The sequence below is a fragment of the Blastopirellula sediminis genome, from assembly GCF_020966755.1.
Classification (GTDB): Bacteria; Planctomycetota; Planctomycetia; order Pirellulales; family Pirellulaceae; genus Blastopirellula; species Blastopirellula sediminis.
In genome coordinates this window covers 39,007-55,595 of the sequence record NZ_JAJKFT010000001.1, presented here as the reverse complement: position 1 = coordinate 55,595, position 16,589 = coordinate 39,007, and the positions used below count along the sequence as shown (strand labels likewise).

The following is a 16,589-nucleotide window of genomic DNA, read 5'->3' as shown; positions in this document are numbered from 1 at the left end:
TGGGTTGCGCTTCGCTGCACCCAACCTACGCATAATCAGTTAGAAGCTTTTGACCAGCTCCACCAATTGGTCAAGCGCCGTACTCCAGCCAGCATGGAACCCCATCTCTTCGTGCTGTTTGCGAGTTTCCTCGTCGCGGTGAAACGCCATCGCCGTGTATTTTGTGCCGCCGTCAACCGATTCGAGCGTGAGGATGCCGGTCATGAAACCTTGCTCGGCAGGGCGAAAACCAGGGAGGAGCATGTCGGTCCAGATCAAGCGTTCGCCGGGGATGACTTCTAAATAACAACCTGCGTTGGGGAACAATTCCCCTTCGGGCGAACGCATCGTCGTGCTGAAGACGCCGCCCGGTCGCAGGTCGATCTCGCATTCGGTCACCGACCAGGGACGAGGGCAAAACCACTGGCAAATATGCTCCGGCGTCGTCCAAGCAGCCCAAACCAATTCGCGAGGAACATCGACAACTCGCTCCAATACCAGGTCCAAGTTCGGATCCGGCTCGAGGGTGAACGCACGATTCATGACTGCTTGTCCTTGAGTTTCAAAAGGTAGTCGTCGAGTTGATCCAAACGGCGTTCCCACAGCTGACGCTGTTGGCCGAGCCAATCTTCCGCCGTTTGCAGCGATTGCGGCACCAACTCGAATGTCCGCACACGTCCCTTCTTCGTCGAGCGAACCAGGTCGCAATCTTCGAGCACGCCCAGATGTTGCACGAACGACGGCATCGCCATCTCAAATGGCTTGGCCAACTCGCTGACCGACGCCGGTCCGCGACTGAGCCGCTCAAGCACCTGGCGACGCGTCGGATCGGCCAGTGCGCGAAAAACGTCGTCGATTGAAGCGGTTTTCTTCACCATTGTCAGGTCATTCCTCATTCAGCGAGCAGCGAGCCGCTCGCTTTTCCCCATTCTTACCGCCACTCCATACTTAGGTCAACACCTAAGTATAGTTTCCCCAGTAAGCGGCCCATCCGTTGGCGTGCTAAACTAGAGCGATCCCACCACCTACCTTCATCCTCTCTTTCCGAAGATCCCGCCATGCTCAACCAAACAACGATCCGCGCTATCACCCTGCGCATTCTTTCCCTCGTCATGTTGGCGACCATTGTCGGCGCCGCGATTGGCGAAGAGTCTTACACCGAAAATCCCGGCAGCGAAGGGAACGGCGACTATGTGATCGGTCCCGACTACAAGATCGATCCCGATCTGACCGATCGCGGCAATCCCAAAGGGAAGCTGTTCCAGTTCAACATGCCGCTGGCCGAAAGCAAGATCTATCGCGGCGACGACTCGACGCTCGATCCGAAGAAACCGGTTCGTAAAGAACGGAAGATCTTCGTTTACATTCCGGCTGCCTACAAAGATGGCACGAAGGCGCCGATCCTGGTGTCGCTTGACGCTCCCAACCGGATGAACCTGATTCAGCACGCGCTCGACAATCTGACCATCTCCAAAGATCCGGCGCGGCGAATTCCCCCATTCATCCTGATTGGCGTCGAAAACGGCGGCGACGACAGCTACGGCAGCCAACGTGGCCTGGAATATGACACGATGTCCGGCCGCTTCGCCCACTTCGTCAATGACGAAGTCCTTCCGGCCGTCCTCAACGATCCGCAAATCAAGGCCGCCTATCCCCATATCGCACTGACCGACAATCCCTGGGGCAAAGCGATCATGGGGTGCAGCTCCGGCGGCGCCGCGGCGCTAACCGCCGGTTGGTTTCGGCCTGACCTGTTTCGCCGCTTGATTACCTACTCTGGAACCTTCGTCGATCAGCAGGATGACGACGCCGCGGAAGAAGCGGAGTACCCGCTCGGCGCGTGGGAGTATCACTCCGGCAAGAAGCTGATCGAAACGAGCGAAAAGAAACCGCTGCGAATCTTCACGCATGTCGCCGAGAACGACAACCGAGCCAAAGATCCGGAAGAAACCTATCACAACTGGGTCATGGCCAACGAGCGGACCGCCGCCGCACTGAAGGCGAAGGGCTACGACTATCGTTACGTCTTCAGCAAAGCGACTCGCCACTGCGAAGGCAAGGTCTTTGAAACGACGCTCGCCGACACGCTCATCTGGATGTGGCGCGGTTACCACGCCGACTAACGTTCGGCCGGTACCAGCTGCGAGTTTTCGACGATCGCATTCAAGAAGACCCGACGAATCGCGTCATAACCGCGGTCGTTCGGGTCTTCGATGTTTTCGAAGAACCAATAGTGCGGATCCTCCGCGTCATAGGTTGAACGCCAAAACTGGCCGCTATGGGCGCCATGCCCCAAAAAGTTCTGGTAAAGCGGCACGACGTGAACGTTCGGATGGCCAGCGGCGACCTCGTTGATCACCTTGTTGTACCTGGCATGAATCGCCAGGCCATCCGGCCAATCGGGAAGATAGACGCTCGGGGCATCGCCGATGCCGTCGGTCGGATCGTAGATGTCGGCGAGGAAGATCTCGCATCCGCCCGGAAAACTGGCGTCGATCTTCGTGAGCATCTCGTCCAAGCGGACGTGAAACGCGTCGATCCACGGCTCTGCTTGAGCCAGCGTCGCCCCATACATCGCGCACTCTCTGGGGGCGGTTCGTCCGTAGTTATGAATCAGGTCGTTTCCGCCGGACGTCATCACCACCAGACCAAATTCGTCGGGCGATTGCATTTCCAAGCGGTCGTCAATCACGTTCAGGTGATCCCGCGACGTCGAACCGGAAATCGCGAAGTTATCGGAGACTAGATTGGGAAGCACCTTCGATAGCGAGCGCCCCTGCATGTCGGCGAACTCGTCGTCGGGGTTGGCGATCAAACGATTGAAGTACGTATGGCTTTGCGTATTAGCGCCAAGTCCGGCCGTGACGCTGTCGCCGATTCCGACGAGACGAACTTGCCGGTCGGTCCAGATCTCGGCGAACGGCTCCGCCGCGACCGCCGGACCAGCAGGACCACTGCCGATGCTGCGCAGCATGAAGTACTTCACATAGAACAAGGCGCAGCCGACGATCAGGAGCCCGCCGATCGAGATCGCCGCTAGTCGCTTTCGTCGTGCCGCCATCGCCAACTCCCTGCGTGCGTTGAACTTGACTTGTCGTCGACTACTTCACTTCCACTTCCGACATCAGCCAGAGGACGCGAGCCAAACAGGCGCTCGACATCATGTCGTCCGGCTTCTCCGCTTCCCACCGAGCGTAGAGCGCGTCGACGTTGTGCTGCGCCCGCTTCAGATAGTGCGTATCGCCGGTTTCTTCGTAAAGCTCCAAGTCCGCTTCGATCATAAAGTGACAATAGCGCAGCGCGTCGCGATAGACGCCGGTTTGCGAATCCAAAAACCAATCGGCCGCTTTGCCGATGCGAATCGCTTCGTCCAGGTAAGCCTGTTCGCCGGTCGCGCGGTAAAGCCCCAGGTTTGCACGCAACATCAGGGCGCTGTTGTAGGTCAACTTCCCTCGTTTGATCTCGCCGGTCTTCACCACTTTGCGATCGTCAAACAGGCCGTCGGAATCTTGCAGCGCGGAATTGGTCCACGCGACGATGTCGCGGGCCTTTTGGATCAGCGCCGCGGCCTTTTCCGGTTCATGCTTCGCCAGGACGAGACAACCGACTGCGGCCGGACCGTTGGCGCACGTGTTCTTCGTTCCATCTTTGTGACGCTCATGCCACCAGATGCCGCCGCCGATTTCGTCGTCCCAACCACTGAGGACAAATCGCTGCGTCTCGTCGGCTCGCTTCAGATAACGGGCGTCGCGGTTCGTTTCGTACGCTTCGACGAAAGCGATCGCCAGCCAGGCGTTGTCGTCGTAATACTTGTCGTTCCCGTTCCCCTTCGTCAGTCCTGGTTCGTAGCCTGGGATCTGCACCTTGTCGTCCCAGTAACCATCAAGCGCCTTGAAATAGGCGTCCATCGGCTGAGCGTACTTCTCCGGTTCAATGCGCGCGGCGGCGGCGAGATTCGCAAACATCACGCTTTGCAGCCAGACCCAGTCGAGCTTGTCCCGTTTGGTCGTCTTGAAATAGACGCCGCTGTCGGAATCGAAGAAGGTCTTCTGAATGTGATCGGTGACCGTTTCGGCCTGACGTTTGTAGTCGGGGCGATCTTTCGCCTGAAGAGAACTGGCTGTCACTAGCAGCAGGACGAGCGTCAGTAGCTTTTTCATGGGACCCGTACTTTAGATGAGGAGGATAGAAGGAGGCGGATCGACCCTCAAAACGAAGGCGTACGTGGCGATTCGCTCCGTCCGAAGTTATCATGATAGTTCGCCGTTTCCAATGCGGCGAGCAAACGGCGCGTATTCTCACGCGATGTTCGCCCCAAATCCCACCCCATCCTCGCTCCCGATCGACAGGAACCGCCTTATGCGTTTCTCCCTCGCCCTCCTCTCCGTAACGGCGATCGTTTCGATTGCCGGCGCCGCTTCGCTGCAGGCCGCCGAACCATTTCAGCCGCAGACGATCGTCCCAGGCGGAATGGTGATGCCGCTTTATCCGGCCAGCTCGCCGATCCTGAACCAAGAGCGCGTTCACGAAGCGGAGAACTACAATTCGACCTTCTCGAAGAAGCCGGAAAACATTCTCAACGTAATTAACATTCACAACCCGTCGATCGAAGTTCACCTCGCAACCGACCAGCCGAACAATACCGGCACGGCGGTGATCGTCGCTCCTGGCGGCGGCCATAAGATTTTGTGGGTTGGACCGGAAGGCGCCGACTGCGTTCCGTTTTTCAAAGAGCAAGGAGTCTCGACGATCATTCTCCGCAATCGTCTCCGCGTCGACGGCTATGTCGCCGAAGTTGATGCAGTGAACGACGCGTTTCAAGCGATTCGCATCGTCCGGGCTCATGCAGCGGAGTGGAAGCTCGATCCGGCGAAGATTGGGATCATGGGCTTCTCAGCTGGAGCCGAACTCTCGGCGCCGACGGCGATAGCCTACGAAGCGTTTGAGCGCGATCATAGCGGCGCCGACGATCCGTTGGCGAAGGTCTCGGCTCGGCCTGATTTCGTCGGTGTGATTTATCCTGGGCCGACTCCCTTCACTGCGAATCCGGAAGCGAAGATTCCGGCCGACGTTCCCCCGAGCTTCATCGCTTCGGCAGGGTCGGGCGATCGGGTCCACGCGCTGTGGGCGGCCGACTACTTCACCGCGATGCTGAAAGCGGGAGCGCCGAATCTAGAGATGCACATCTACGGCAACGGCGGCCACGGCGGCGGCATCAAAGACCGGGGCGGCATTCCGTTCGGAACGTGGCCAGCCAGCTATTTGGCCTGGCTGAAAGATCTCGGCTTTCTCAACAAGCCGGGCGTTCCGACCAAAGCGGCGACCGATGTCGCCGCTTATGCGAAGAAGTCGAAGAACTAGGCGGCGGTCGATTTCGACCGCTTCGTATCGGGACGCGACACGTTCCACGCCAGGCCGATCATTTCCAGGAAGCAAATGACGCGGTAGGAGATATCGAACTCCCACCAGTTTTGTCCATGGGCTGCCGCGGTCGGCCAGGCGTGGTGGTTGTTGTGCCACCCTTCGCCGTGGGTCAAATACCCGACGAACCAGTTGTTGCGGCTGTCGTCGTTCGTTTCAAACGTGCGATAGCCCCACATGTGCGTGATCGAGTTCACGGCCCAGGTCAGGTGCCAGACGACCACGGTACGGACCGCGACGCCCCAAACGAGCAAGCTCCAGCTCATGCGCCAAGCTTCCGACCAACCGCCATACGAAAGGCCAATCGCGCCGCCGATCAAATAGATGACCACCGCGTGAGCAAGGAAAACGAACAGCCCGTTCTGTCCCCGCTCCAACCAGAGGTAGAACGGATCACGGACGATGTCGCGAGCATAGCGGTCCAAGTGGGCCATCTTGCCGAAGTTGTGATCCTTCAAGGTCAGCCAGCCAAACTGGGCCCAGAGGAAATTGACCAGCGGCGTGTGAGGATCTTCGCGATGATCGGAGTGTTGATGATGTACCCGATGCGTCGCCACCCAGCGAGCCGGCGTATCTTGCAAACAGCAGACGCCGAGAACCGCAAAGGTATGTTCCAACCAACGCGGGCACGTGAAGCTGCGATGCGTAAGTAGTCGGTGATAACCAACCGTGATCCCAAACATGCCAAAGAGGTGATGGCCGATCACGATCGAGAACACGCCGATCCAGCTGAACAAATAGGGCCAGAACGCATACAGCGCGGTGATATGGATCACGGTAAGTACGCCGACATATTCCCACCAAATGCGGATGGGATAGACGCCAGACGGCTTTTCCAAACGCTCGCGCTTCGGCTGGTGCAGGACTTTGAGCACGTCAAATTCTTCCTAAGGTAGGAGTTCCGATCGGCAACCGATGCCGGGCGCATAAAGGGGGGGGATATTCTATTGATCGACCGTTCTCAGCGGAACATCGAAAATCTTCTTTACTATCCGGCCGCCTTGCCTAGATAAAATGACGACCGTAGTCATCCCATTTCGCCAGAACGAGAACCTGACGAAGGTGCAAAATTGCAAAATTTAACGTGCTTGGGCAATCTGAAATCCCAACACACTCGCCATTCTGGGGGACGTTCCTCGTTCGCCCTGTCCCCGACGGCCTGATTTTGCCCAATTGATAGCAGTTTAATGCTACCCAGAGCTTCAGTAGATCAGAGCCTATTTATGTACGATGCATTACCATAATGGGAGAATTTCGCCACGTCAACAGGGGTAATTTACGGCATTCGTAACGATTTTCCCAGTCATGCCGGGGGACGTGCCCCGCAAGTTCGCCGAAGACGGCAGTGCTTGGTATTGGATTTCGAGCTGTTTCGTCAGCAGAAGCTTCTCATGCCCGTGTGAGTCCCAATCGGGAAGCCTCTCCGCGATCTGATAACCATGCCGGATGTAGAAGTCTGGCGCCTGGAACGACATGGTGTCGACACAGGCGTATTCGCAGCCTCGGCGTCGCGCCTCCTCTTCTGCGACGTCCAGTAGTCTGCCGCCGACACGATGTCGTCGCCATTCGACGCGAACCGCCATGATTGAAATCCCGAGCCATTTGAACGACGGCGACGGCCCCCATCCTCTGGCGCAACGTCAATTCTCACATCGTGAATTTCCACCAGTGGGCTCCTGTCTTGAACGGGAAAAAGCCTCCCGCTTCTAGACAAACCGTAACCGGAGAGATTCCCCGGCTATTTGCTGCTGGACGAGTCCTCGGAAGCCCCCACCTGATCCCTATTCTTTGTCAGCCGCGAAGATTGGCGGCCGGACTGAAATCGGTTGCGAATTTTGAAAAAATTCCGAGCTTGCAGCGATTTCTCGGCAAATTTGGCAAGAAACCGCTGGAGTAACTATCTAGAATGAAAGCCCCCAGGTGATGATTTCTTCGCCCAAAATCGTACTCGATTGCTGAACGCAATCCGATTTGTTTTCTCCCCGCATGGCGTACGGAATCATGCCCGCTCTGCCTGCCAACGTACATTTAGGAACGAACGCTTGATCCGCTATCTCCTGATAAGCACCCAGCTCCTTTGCTTTTTCTCGATCGCCTGCTTGGGATTCTCCGCGTCAGCCGCCAAAGTTGATTTCGAAAAAGAGATCGCGCCGATCCTGGAGATGAACTGCGTCTCGTGCCACTCTGGCGATGAGCCCGAAGGGGACTTCAACCTGACGACGAAAGAGTTGGCGACTGACAGCGGTTCAGGCGAAGGGCTCGTCGCAGGCGAACCCGACAGCAGCATGATCTATACGTTGACCGTCGTCGAACGAACCGACGAGATGCTGATGCCTCCTCTGCGCACCGGCGGACCGCTTACGAAAGAGCAAACCGAACTGCTTCGCAATTGGATCTCCGAAGGGGCAGAGTGGCCTGCTGACAAAACGCTTGTCGCGAAGCCGAAACCGGCGGGCAACTTCGTCTCGGCCGACGACTTTGAGCTCATCAAAAAGATCCACGCCAAGATCGTCGCTCAAGCGGAAAAGGAAGCAGGCGAAGCGCAGAACTACGCGAAAGTGATTCCGCTGACGCAAGTCGAGTTCAACATGGTCGCCGTGCCTGGCGGCGAATTCCTGATGGGAAGTCCCGAGGGAGAAGAGCTTCGCAAAGAAGACGAAGGCCCGCAGACCAAGGTCAAAGTCGATCCGTTCTGGATCGGCAAATGCGAAGTGACCTGGGACGAATACGAGCCGTTCATGATCACGCAGGTCGACCGCCGTAAGGATGGCGGCCGGATCGATTACGACGCCGACAAACATACGATGGTCGACGCGGTCAGCCAGCCAACTCCTCCCTACACCGAAATGAGCTTCGGGATGGGACAGCATGGCTATCCGGCGATCAGCATGACGCAGCACGCGGCAAACAAGTATTGCCAGTGGCTAAGCGCTCAAACTGGGCATTTCTATCGCTTGCCGACCGAAGCCGAATGGGAATACGCTTGCCGTGCTGGAACCAACACCGCTTATTCATTCGGCGATGATCCGGACCTGCTCAAGCAATACGCCTGGTTCTATGACAATGCGAATGAAAAGTACCAAAAGGTTGGCCTAAAGAAACCGAATCCTTGGGGCCTGCACGACATGCATGGCAACGTGATGGAATGGACCGCTGATCAATATACGCCGGACTATTTCGCCAAGATCCAAGGGCATACCGATAACCCCTTCATCAAGCCAACCACCCTTTATCCGCGAACCGTTCGCGGCGGCGGCTGGGACGATGATCCCGATCGACTCCGCTCGGCGGCGCGACGTGGATCGGACGCTTCCTGGAAGATCCAAGATCCGCAATTGCCCAAGAGCATCTGGTATCACACCGATGCGACTCAACTCGGATTTCGCATCGTGCGTCCGGCGAAGGTTCCTTCGCCGGAAGAAATGTACTTCTACTGGAATAGCGCACGAGACGTTTACTAGCCCCTCTCTCTTTTCACCTCAACACTTCCCCAAAAAGCAGGATTGATGATGAGCGAACGAATCGAATCGACTGAAAACCGTCGCAACTTTATCAAAGTCGCCGGTACGGCTTCGGCGCTGGCCGCCTTCGCCGTTCCCACTGTTCACGCCGAAGAAAAAGAGATCAACACGATCCAAGTCGCGCTGATCGGTTGCGGCGGACGTGGTAGCGGCGCCGCGGCGGACTGCCTGCGCGTGCCGAACGGCCGCACCAAGCTGGTCGCCATGGCCGACGTCTTCCAGAATCGCCTGGACGGCAGCTACCAATCGCTCGATCGTTCGTTCGAGTCGAACAAAGAGAAGGTCGACGTGCCGAAAGAACGTCAGTTCGTCGGCTTCGAAGCTTACAAGAGCGCCATGGACGCCTTGAATCCTGGCGACGTCGTCATCCTCGCCACGCCGCTCGCCTTCCGCTGGGTTCACTACACCTACGCGATCGAAAAAGGCCTGAACGTCTTCATGGAAAAGCCGGTGATCGCCGACGGCCCCAGCGCCAAACGGATGCTCGCCCTGGCCGCCAAAGCGGACGAAAAGAACCTGAAGTCGGCGGTCGGCCTGATGGTCCGTCACTGCCGCGGTCGCCAGGAACTGCACAAGCGGATCCAGGATGGCGAAATCGGCGATATCATCACGATGCGAGCCTATCGCATGCACGGCCCGGTCGCTTCGGCCTTCTCGACGCGTAAGCCGGAAGACAAGCCGGAAGTGATGTTCCAGATCGAACGCTTCCACAGCTTCCTGTGGGCCAGCGGCGGTTGCTTCAGCGACTTCTACATTCACCAGATCGACGAAACCTCGTGGATGAAGAACGCGTGGCCGGTCAAAGCGCAAGCCTTGGGCGGACGTCACTATCGCGAAGACTTCATCGACCAGAACTTCGACACCTACGCCGTCGAATACACCTACGACGATGGTTCGAAGCTCTTCTTCGACGGCCGCACCATGATCGGCTGCCGCAACGACATGTCGAGCACCGTCCACGGTAGCAAAGGTTCGGCGATCGTCAGCACCTCGGGTCACACCCCGGGCAAGGTTCGCACGTTCTCGGGTCAAAACCAGAACCGCCGCGAAGTGACTTGGGCCTGGCCGCAACCGGAAGAAAACCCGTACCAACTGGAATGGAACGACTTCATTGACGCGATTGTGAACAACAAGCCGTACAACGAAGTTCCCCGCGGCGTCGAAGCGAGCCTGGTCACCAGCATGGGACGCATGGCGGCTCACACCGGCCAGGAAATCACCTACGAACAAATGCTCAACTGCGAGCACGAGTTCGCCCCGAACGTCGACAAGCTGACCGAAGACGGTCCGGCGCCGGTCATGCCGGACGAAAACGGCCGCTACCCGGTCCCGATGCCGGGCAAGAATCGCGATCGCGAATTCGGCTAGACGACAAGCGTTTTGATTCGATAAAAACAAAGCCCGGCGTCTATGTTTAGACGCCGGGCTTTTCTACTTCGAAATCACTTTTGCAACTACGAGTCGAACGTTTCTTTGATTACGCTTCCCAGATCCGTTAAAAGTTGACCGCACTCGCCGCGATACGACGAACCGTGCATCACCGCCAGCGTCTCTGGTTGCAGCTTTGCAAGCTGGTGAAGCACTCCCTCGGTCTGTCGCGTGTACGGCATGTAACCAGCCAGCGGCCCTTGCTGCAGCGTCTGCATCGCCTGATGCGTCGGAGCGATCAGGTCGTTTTCGGTCAGCGCGGCGACGTCGCCGAAGTGATGGAACAGGTCCGAGCAAAATAGCGTCTTCGTCGTCTCTTCAAACAACACCCCGGCGTCCCAGCCATGCGGAATATGGGGCGAAGGGTAAAAGCGGTAGCGATACTTGCCGGTCGGCAGCACATCGTCTGCCGTCATCCCCAGCGCTGGGCGAATCGCAAAGTCGTCGACGCTCACCAGCTTGCCAATCAGCGTACAAACGGGCTGAGCCTGCGGCGCAAGCTCCAGCCACTCGTTCAATCCTCCCACTTCGTCCGATTCAAAGTGGCTCCACGCGACGTGCCGTAGCGTCGTCGGATCGATCAGCTTTCCGACCGCCTCCTTCAAGGCCGGAAACATTCCTTTCAAACCGGCGTGAAACAAGAGGGGCTCGTCGTCACGTACTAGAAAGTGATTGAACTGCATGTCGAGCTGCGGAACGTAAATCGACAAGCGAAACAGGTCGGGGGCGATCTCGTCAATCTTGGTCATGCGGAAAATCCATTCTGCAGTTGCGTGAAAAGCTAGGTGCTCGTATCCGTATCCGAGTATTTTTCGCTGTAGCCCATCAGCCAATTAATCGCCAGGTGACGCTCATGCGCCAGACTCTGAACGATCGACCGATGTTCCGGGTCGGCGTCATCAATCGCGGCGCCGCCGATGGCGAGATCGTTTTCAATGAGCCGAAATTTACTGACGTCGAACTCACCGATCCAGCTTGATTTCGAGAACGCGACGAAGTCCATCGGCCCGGGGCGAATCGAGTAGTCGCGTACTCGCCAGTGTAGCATCAGCAGATGCGTTTGCAGCTCCTCCAGCTCTTCCGCGGATCGGAGCTCCGCCCCTTCCAGAACGGCCCGTCCCAACTCAGGGTCGAGAAACCCCATCGCCGGATAAAGTTCAGACGGCATGACGAGTTCATCATCCGGAGGCAATTCAAATCGACCAAGCGCCCACGCCAGGACCGTGAGTCCCTCAACTCGCCACAGCGCGTTGATATGGTCCTGCGACTCCAGATTGCCTACCGAACGCTGCAGCACTTTCCATTCGTCCGGCTCAAACTCGTCGCCAATTTCCAACGTCTCGACCCAATCGAGCAACCGCCGCCGCAGTTCATCCGGCTCGTCAAGCTGCGGCGCGTCCATCTCCAGCGTGGCGCGAGCTGCAACCGCGGTCAGCGCCAACGCCCGCCTAGCGACGCGTAGCGGCGTTGGAGGAATCGGCTCGTCGTCGTACTCCTCCTCATCGCTTTCCGAGCTTGGCTCCATCGATGGAATGAATGGAAGCGTCGCTTCCTCGTCGAAGAGGCCCCCCTCCTCAATCAAGGTACGTCCCTGAGAATCGAGCAAGCCATACGGCGTAAAGATGACGCCGTCGATCTTCTGACAGACCGAGTAAAGCAGCGGTATCCGCTCGTCGTCGCTCCAGATATCGAGATCTTCCTGCGGAACCGCGAGCACAAACCGAAAACTGCCGATCATCCGCATGATCTCGGCCATTCGCGGCACTTCCGCGAATCGCGAGAAGTATCCCTGCATGCCCGAAACTTGCACCGCCCAACCTTCGCCGCTGTAATACTCGGAATCGTGGGCGAAAGTCAGCACGCGTCGTTTGCTGAACAGGCCCCCTTTCTTCACTTCGACGACGATATCGGTCCAGTCGTCCTCGGGCCCTGAAATCTCAAGTTTGAACCCGCTTTGCCGCAGCACATCGACGATGCCGCGGGGATCGATCTTATGCGAGAAGAGATTGATCGCTTCAAATGCCATGAGCGTCGCTCCGCTGTCCGCGTCTTTAATTGGGACAAATTCCGGTCGCAGAGATTATCGCCGACCGAAAGAGGCATGCAAACTCCACGGCCGCCAACATCCGTCAAGGATCGTGAAATCAATTCGCCGAGAGATTTCGCAAAAGCGCCGTATCAGGCAACGAAAAGAGCCAAAACAAAAGCGTGAAGCCGAACACGAACAACAGCCAAGTCGCAGCGAACGCCAAGCCGATTTGAATCGAACGGTGAATCCCATAAGAAAGGCAGGACTGCGCCGGGTCGCCTGGATCATAGCGAACGGCGACGGCGTTGGCATTTTGAAGCCGATCGAATATCTGCTGATGCGCCTCGCGACCGCTGCTTCCGCCGTAGCCGTAAGCAAGTCGCGAACCTTCATATTGCTTTCCCAGCACTTCGTACGTGTAGGCGACCTTCACTTCATACGAATCGCCCCCCTCGCCGTCAGACTGCGAGATGATATCGAGATCGGTAATCGTCGCTGGCGTCGTCGGCCAATTGCCTGCCCGCAGCGAATGCCAGGCGATCCAGATAGTACCGCCCAAAAAGGCGAATCCCACGATATAGAAAATGCTGATAAAGAGCGCAAAGAAAACCGTCGACATTTTCACCTCGCAGACCTCATAGGTTAGACGCAGGTCGAATTCCGTGATCATTTTGTCCACGGAATGAGGTGAAAACAACCGGGATGGAGCGATGCTCTAGGTCTGACTCCCCAAGTCATCTACCCTGGCCTGCAGTCGTTTCACGCGCGTGGCCAGGTAGATCAGCAAGATGCCGATGATCGCGGCGCCCAGGCCAATCAGCCAGGAGATCGCCACCACCCCGGCGTCGGTCCAAAAGACGAAGACCAACCCGATCAGCGCCATCACGCCGCCGATCACCATCACTAGCCCGCGCTGGTCTTCAGAGGAATCCATCCGAAACGCCGCGTAGAACAGACTGATTCCTTGTAGCACCAGCCAGATGCCGACCAGGATCAGGAACAGTTTGCCGCTCACGCCCGTCCAGAGCAAAAGTATGAACCCGATCGCCAGGCTGACGATCGCCTGGATAATTGGCGACGTTTTCTCACCGCTCCGATAAGCGCTGATCAGACCGATGACGCCGTCAATCAGGAAGTAAGCGCCGAGCAGCATCACAAAAATGCCGATCGTCTTTCCGGGCCAGACGAACGCACAGACCGCAAGTGCGACGGCCAGAATGCCTCGCAGTAGAATCGCCCACCAGATCGCGCCCAACTTGGCGCCGACTCGCTCTTTCGCCGCCGCGGCGGCTGCCGCCACTTTTTCTTTCTTGTCCGACATCTTCGAAGCCTCTCTCGTGATCGGTGAACGGATGCGATACGGCCCAGTTGTGATTCGCGACGGCGATGCGACGTTCATATTACCACAGGGAAGGACGTCCGCTAGCTTTTCCTGGGCTGACGGCCATGCTGCGCCCAACCGAACAATGGCCCCGAAACCTCCCGCATATAGTACGCCGCTCTACGTATCGTCGCCGATTTTTCCGTTGCTACCGAGCGCTATGACGGACCTCCCCAGCCATGCACTACATGCATGGTTACAAGACCGAGAATGAATTGGCATACATAGCGAGAGAACCGGATACTAAAGGGACCTTCGCCGATCGGTGGAGACGCTTACACGAATTGCGAATGAACAGCACCCGTCCCTTGCCCTTGGATTCTCTCCGAAAAAGGATGCCACACATGAACTGGAATAGCTTCGCCTGTTGCGTGACCGCAGCGGCGTTCTTCGCCTCGACAGGCTGTAATCCACCAAGCAGCGTTTCGCTGGCAGATGCGGACGCCAAAGCGCCGGAAGCCGCTGCTGTGAGCCCTGTCTCGAAGGAAGTGGAAATGAAACCGACCAGCACTCCCGCACAGGAAGAACACCCGGTCGCCGTCGCGAAACCGGAAGGGATCGCCGGATGTCCCGTCATGGGCCCGGTCGGTCCTCCGTCGGCCCGCAACACCGCCGCTGGCGCGATGTCGAACGCCGACTGGTGGCCGAATCAATTGAACCTGAAGATCCTGCACCAGAACTCGGTCAAAGGGAACCCGATGGGCGGCGAGTTCGACTACGCCGAAGAGTTCAACAAACTCGATCTGGCCGCCGTCAAAGCGGACATCAAAGAGTTGATGACCACTTCGCAAGATTGGTGGCCGGCCGACTACGGTCACTACGGTCCCCTCTTCATCCGCATGGCGTGGCACAGCGCCGGCACCTATCGCGTTGGCGACGGTCGCGGCGGCGCCGGTTACGGTACGCAGCGATTCGCTCCGCTGAACAGCTGGCCCGACAACGCCAACCTCGACAAGGCTCGTCGTTTGCTCTGGCCGATCAAGCAGAAGTACGGCGACAAGATCTCGTGGGCCGACCTGATGATCCTGACCGGCAACGTTTCGCTCGAATCGATGGGCTTTGAGACCTTCGGCTTTGGCGGCGGTCGTGCCGACGTCTGGGAACCGCAGGAAGACATTTACTGGGGCCCGGAAAGCGAATGGCTCGGCGACAAACGCTACACCGGCGATCGTCACCTCGAAAACCCGCTGGCCGCCGTGCAGATGGGCTTGATCTACGTCAACCCGGAAGGCCCCAACGGCAAGCCGGATCCGATCGCCGCGGCTCACGACATCCGCGACACCTTCGGCCGCATGGGGATGAATGACGAAGAGACGGTCGCCCTGATCGCCGGCGGGCACACCTTCGGCAAGGCACACGGCGCCGGCGACGCGAAAAACGTCGGCCCCGATCCGGAAGCGGCTTCGATTGAAGAACAAGGGCTTGGCTGGAAGAACAAGTTCGGCACGGGCAAAGGTGGCGACACCATCACCAGCGGCCTGGAAGGCGCCTGGTCGACGACTCCGACCGAATGGTCCAACAGCTACTTCGATAACCTGTTCGATTACGAGTGGGTGTTGACTAAGAGCCCCGCCGGGGCCCATCAGTGGACGCCGAAAGAAGAGACCGCACAAGGAACCGTGCCCGACGCGCACGATCCTGCCAAGTCGCACGCCCCGATGATGTTCACCACGGACTTGGCGCTGAAGATGGATCCGGCCTACGGCGAGATCTCGAAGCGATTCCATGAAAACCCGGATCAGTTCAAGCAGGCCTTCGCGAAGGCCTGGTACAAGCTGACCCACCGCGACATGGGTCCGGTCAGTCGTTTGCTCGGCCCGGAAGTGGCGCCGCCGCAAGTCTGGCAAGATCCGGTCCCCAAGGCCGACTACAAGCAGATTGACGACGCCGACGTCGCCCAGCTGAAGACCAAGCTGCTCGAATCGGGCTTGTCGACTTCGGACCTGGTTTCGACCGCGTGGGCTTCGGCTTCCACCTTCCGCGGCAGCGACAAACGGGGCGGCGCCAACGGCGCTCGCATTCGCCTCGCTCCGCAAAAGGACTGGGCCGTCAACGAGCCGGAACAGCTGGCCAAAACGTTGGCTGTGCTGGAGAAGGTTCAGAAGGAATTCAACGACGCTCAGACCGACGGCAAGCAGGTCTCGCTGGCCGACGTCATCGTGTTGGGCGGAAGCGCCGCCGTCGAAGCGGCCGCCAAGCAGGGCGGCTTTGACGTGACCGTTCCGTTCGCTCCGGGTCGTACCGATGCGACGCAGGAAATGACCGACGTCGAATCGTTCGCCTTCCTCGAACCGAAATCGGACGGTTTCCGCAATCACATCAACGCCCATACCGATCGACCGGCCGAAGAATTGCTGGTCAACCGAGCCCAATTGCTGACGCTGACCGCGCCGGAAATGACGGCTCTGGTCGGCGGCATGCGAGTGCTCGGAACCAACACCGGCGACGGCCCGTTGGCCGAACTGGGCGTCTTCACCGACAAGCCAGGAACGTTGAGCAATGACTTCTTCGTGAACTTGCTCAATATGGACGTGACTTGGGAAAAGTCGGCCGTGTGCGATCACTTCTTTGAAGGAACGGACAGCAAGACGGGCGAAGTGAAATGGACGGCGACTCGCGTCGACTTGATCTTCGGCTCGAACTCGCAACTGCGAGCGATCGCCGAAGTCTACGCCAGCGACGACGCGAAAGAGAAGTTCGTCAACGACTTCGTCGCGGCCTGGACGAAGGTGATGAACCTCGATCGCTTTGACCTGGCGGATCACAAGTAACTTCTACGGAAGTTGGCGACTTGTAAATCGACAGCAGCTCGCGACGTTTCGGCGTCGCG

At 58.1% G+C, this 16,589-nt stretch carries 14 protein-coding genes and 1 pseudogene; 5 read left to right on the top strand and 10 right to left on the bottom strand.

What is annotated here, in order from left to right; all coding sequences use genetic code 11:
* Positions 1–39: 39 nt before the first annotated feature.
* Both LOC68_RS00230 and LOC68_RS00225 read right to left on the bottom strand, forming a co-directional pair.
* The gene (locus tag LOC68_RS00230; RefSeq protein WP_230214215.1) at positions 40–522 is read right to left on the bottom strand and encodes an SRPBCC family protein; all 483 of its coding nucleotides are present in this window, start codon (positions 520–522) and stop codon (positions 40–42) included.
* The gene (locus LOC68_RS00225) at positions 519–857 is read right to left on the bottom strand and encodes an ArsR/SmtB family transcription factor (protein WP_230214214.1); all 339 of its coding nucleotides are present in this window, start codon (positions 855–857) and stop codon (positions 519–521) included. The genes LOC68_RS00230 and LOC68_RS00225 overlap by 4 nt, the downstream gene beginning before the upstream one ends.
* 180 nt (positions 858–1,037) lie before the next feature.
* Here LOC68_RS00225 and LOC68_RS00220 point away from each other — a divergent pair, with 180 nt between their 5' ends.
* Positions 1,038–2,102, top strand: coding sequence for an alpha/beta hydrolase (locus tag LOC68_RS00220; protein ID WP_230214213.1), 1,065 nt, complete (start codon positions 1,038–1,040; stop codon positions 2,100–2,102).
* Here the strand turns inward: LOC68_RS00220 and LOC68_RS00215 are convergent.
* Positions 2,099–3,040, bottom strand: a complete 942-nt coding sequence (locus tag LOC68_RS00215; RefSeq protein ID WP_230214211.1) for an SGNH/GDSL hydrolase family protein — start codon at positions 3,038–3,040, stop codon at positions 2,099–2,101. The two genes, LOC68_RS00220 and LOC68_RS00215, sit on opposite strands and share 4 nt — an antisense overlap.
* Before the next feature lie 40 nt (positions 3,041–3,080).
* Positions 3,081–4,139 (bottom strand): glycoside hydrolase family 76 protein, encoded by a 1,059-nt coding sequence (locus LOC68_RS00210; RefSeq protein ID WP_230214209.1) that lies wholly within the window; start codon positions 4,137–4,139, stop codon positions 3,081–3,083.
* A 199-nt stretch (positions 4,140–4,338) separates the two neighbouring features.
* Here LOC68_RS00210 and LOC68_RS00205 point away from each other — a divergent pair, with 199 nt between their 5' ends.
* Entirely contained in the window at positions 4,339–5,340 is a 1,002-nt protein-coding gene (locus LOC68_RS00205) for an alpha/beta hydrolase (protein ID WP_230214207.1), read from the top strand.
* Here the strand turns inward: LOC68_RS00205 and LOC68_RS00200 are convergent.
* Both LOC68_RS00200 and LOC68_RS28700 read right to left on the bottom strand, forming a co-directional pair.
* A complete protein-coding gene (locus tag LOC68_RS00200; protein ID WP_230214204.1) occupies positions 5,337–6,275 on the bottom strand; it encodes an acyl-CoA desaturase in 939 nt (312 codons plus the stop codon). The genes LOC68_RS00205 and LOC68_RS00200 overlap by 4 nt on opposite strands.
* 387 nt (positions 6,276–6,662) lie before the next feature.
* Positions 6,663–6,995 (bottom strand): annotated as a pseudogene (locus LOC68_RS28700) (GNAT family N-acetyltransferase); the annotation flags it as partial.
* A gap of 447 nt (positions 6,996–7,442) precedes the next feature.
* Here LOC68_RS28700 and LOC68_RS00195 point away from each other — a divergent pair.
* Together LOC68_RS00195 and LOC68_RS00190 are read left to right on the top strand one after the other, a co-directional pair.
* Positions 7,443–8,861, top strand: a complete 1,419-nt coding sequence (locus LOC68_RS00195) for an SUMF1/EgtB/PvdO family nonheme iron enzyme (protein WP_230214203.1) — start codon at positions 7,443–7,445, stop codon at positions 8,859–8,861.
* Between the two features lie 48 nt (positions 8,862–8,909).
* The gene (locus LOC68_RS00190; protein WP_230214201.1) at positions 8,910–10,289 is read left to right on the top strand and encodes a Gfo/Idh/MocA family protein; all 1,380 of its coding nucleotides are present in this window, start codon (positions 8,910–8,912) and stop codon (positions 10,287–10,289) included.
* 86 nt (positions 10,290–10,375) lie between these two features.
* Here the strand turns inward: LOC68_RS00190 and LOC68_RS00185 are convergent, their stop codons facing one another.
* The 4 genes from LOC68_RS00185 to LOC68_RS00170 all read right to left on the bottom strand — a co-directional run bounded on the left by LOC68_RS00185 (position 10,376) and on the right by LOC68_RS00170 (position 13,699).
* Positions 10,376–11,098 carry an MBL fold metallo-hydrolase gene (locus tag LOC68_RS00185; RefSeq protein ID WP_230214199.1) on the bottom strand — a complete coding sequence of 241 codons (723 nt, stop codon included), beginning with the start codon at positions 11,096–11,098 and terminating at the stop codon, positions 10,376–10,378.
* Positions 11,099–11,130: 32 nt separating this feature from the next.
* Positions 11,131–12,375 (bottom strand): DUF4272 domain-containing protein, encoded by a 1,245-nt coding sequence (locus LOC68_RS00180; protein WP_230214198.1) that lies wholly within the window; start codon positions 12,373–12,375, stop codon positions 11,131–11,133.
* 118 nt (positions 12,376–12,493) lie between these two features.
* Entirely contained in the window at positions 12,494–12,997 is a 504-nt protein-coding gene (locus LOC68_RS00175; protein WP_230214196.1) for a DUF3592 domain-containing protein, read from the bottom strand.
* A 96-nt stretch (positions 12,998–13,093) separates the two neighbouring features.
* Entirely contained in the window at positions 13,094–13,699 is a 606-nt protein-coding gene (locus tag LOC68_RS00170; RefSeq protein ID WP_230214194.1) for an HdeD family acid-resistance protein, read from the bottom strand.
* A gap of 554 nt (positions 13,700–14,253) precedes the next feature.
* Here LOC68_RS00170 and katG point away from each other — a divergent pair.
* The gene (gene katG / locus LOC68_RS00165) at positions 14,254–16,530 is read left to right on the top strand and encodes a catalase/peroxidase HPI (RefSeq protein ID WP_230214453.1); all 2,277 of its coding nucleotides are present in this window, start codon (positions 14,254–14,256) and stop codon (positions 16,528–16,530) included.
* The last annotated feature ends 59 nt before the right edge of the window (positions 16,531–16,589 follow it).

What these genes read in the sequence shown, in the direction of transcription:
- LOC68_RS00210 (WP_230214209.1), bottom strand. Translation starts at nt 4,139, where the DNA reads ATGAAAAAGCTACTGACGCTCGTCCTGCTGCTAGTGACAGCCAGTTCT.
- LOC68_RS00175 (WP_230214196.1), bottom strand. Translation starts at nt 12,997, where the DNA reads ATGTCGACGGTTTTCTTTGCGCTCTTTATCAGCATTTTCTATATCGTG.
- LOC68_RS00225 (WP_230214214.1), bottom strand. Translation starts at nt 857, where the DNA reads ATGGTGAAGAAAACCGCTTCAATCGACGACGTTTTTCGCGCACTGGCC.
- LOC68_RS00190 (WP_230214201.1), top strand. Translation starts at nt 8,910, where the DNA reads ATGAGCGAACGAATCGAATCGACTGAAAACCGTCGCAACTTTATCAAA.
- LOC68_RS00230 (WP_230214215.1), bottom strand. Translation starts at nt 522, where the DNA reads ATGAATCGTGCGTTCACCCTCGAGCCGGATCCGAACTTGGACCTGGTA.
- LOC68_RS00215 (WP_230214211.1), bottom strand. Translation starts at nt 3,040, where the DNA reads ATGGCGGCACGACGAAAGCGACTAGCGGCGATCTCGATCGGCGGGCTC.
- LOC68_RS00170 (WP_230214194.1), bottom strand. Translation starts at nt 13,699, where the DNA reads ATGTCGGACAAGAAAGAAAAAGTGGCGGCAGCCGCCGCGGCGGCGAAA.
- katG (WP_230214453.1), top strand. Translation starts at nt 14,254, where the DNA reads ATGAAACCGACCAGCACTCCCGCACAGGAAGAACACCCGGTCGCCGTC.
- LOC68_RS00205 (WP_230214207.1), top strand. Translation starts at nt 4,339, where the DNA reads ATGCGTTTCTCCCTCGCCCTCCTCTCCGTAACGGCGATCGTTTCGATT.
- LOC68_RS00220 (WP_230214213.1), top strand. Translation starts at nt 1,038, where the DNA reads ATGCTCAACCAAACAACGATCCGCGCTATCACCCTGCGCATTCTTTCC.
- LOC68_RS00185 (WP_230214199.1), bottom strand. Translation starts at nt 11,098, where the DNA reads ATGACCAAGATTGACGAGATCGCCCCCGACCTGTTTCGCTTGTCGATT.
- LOC68_RS00180 (WP_230214198.1), bottom strand. Translation starts at nt 12,375, where the DNA reads ATGGCATTTGAAGCGATCAATCTCTTCTCGCATAAGATCGATCCCCGC.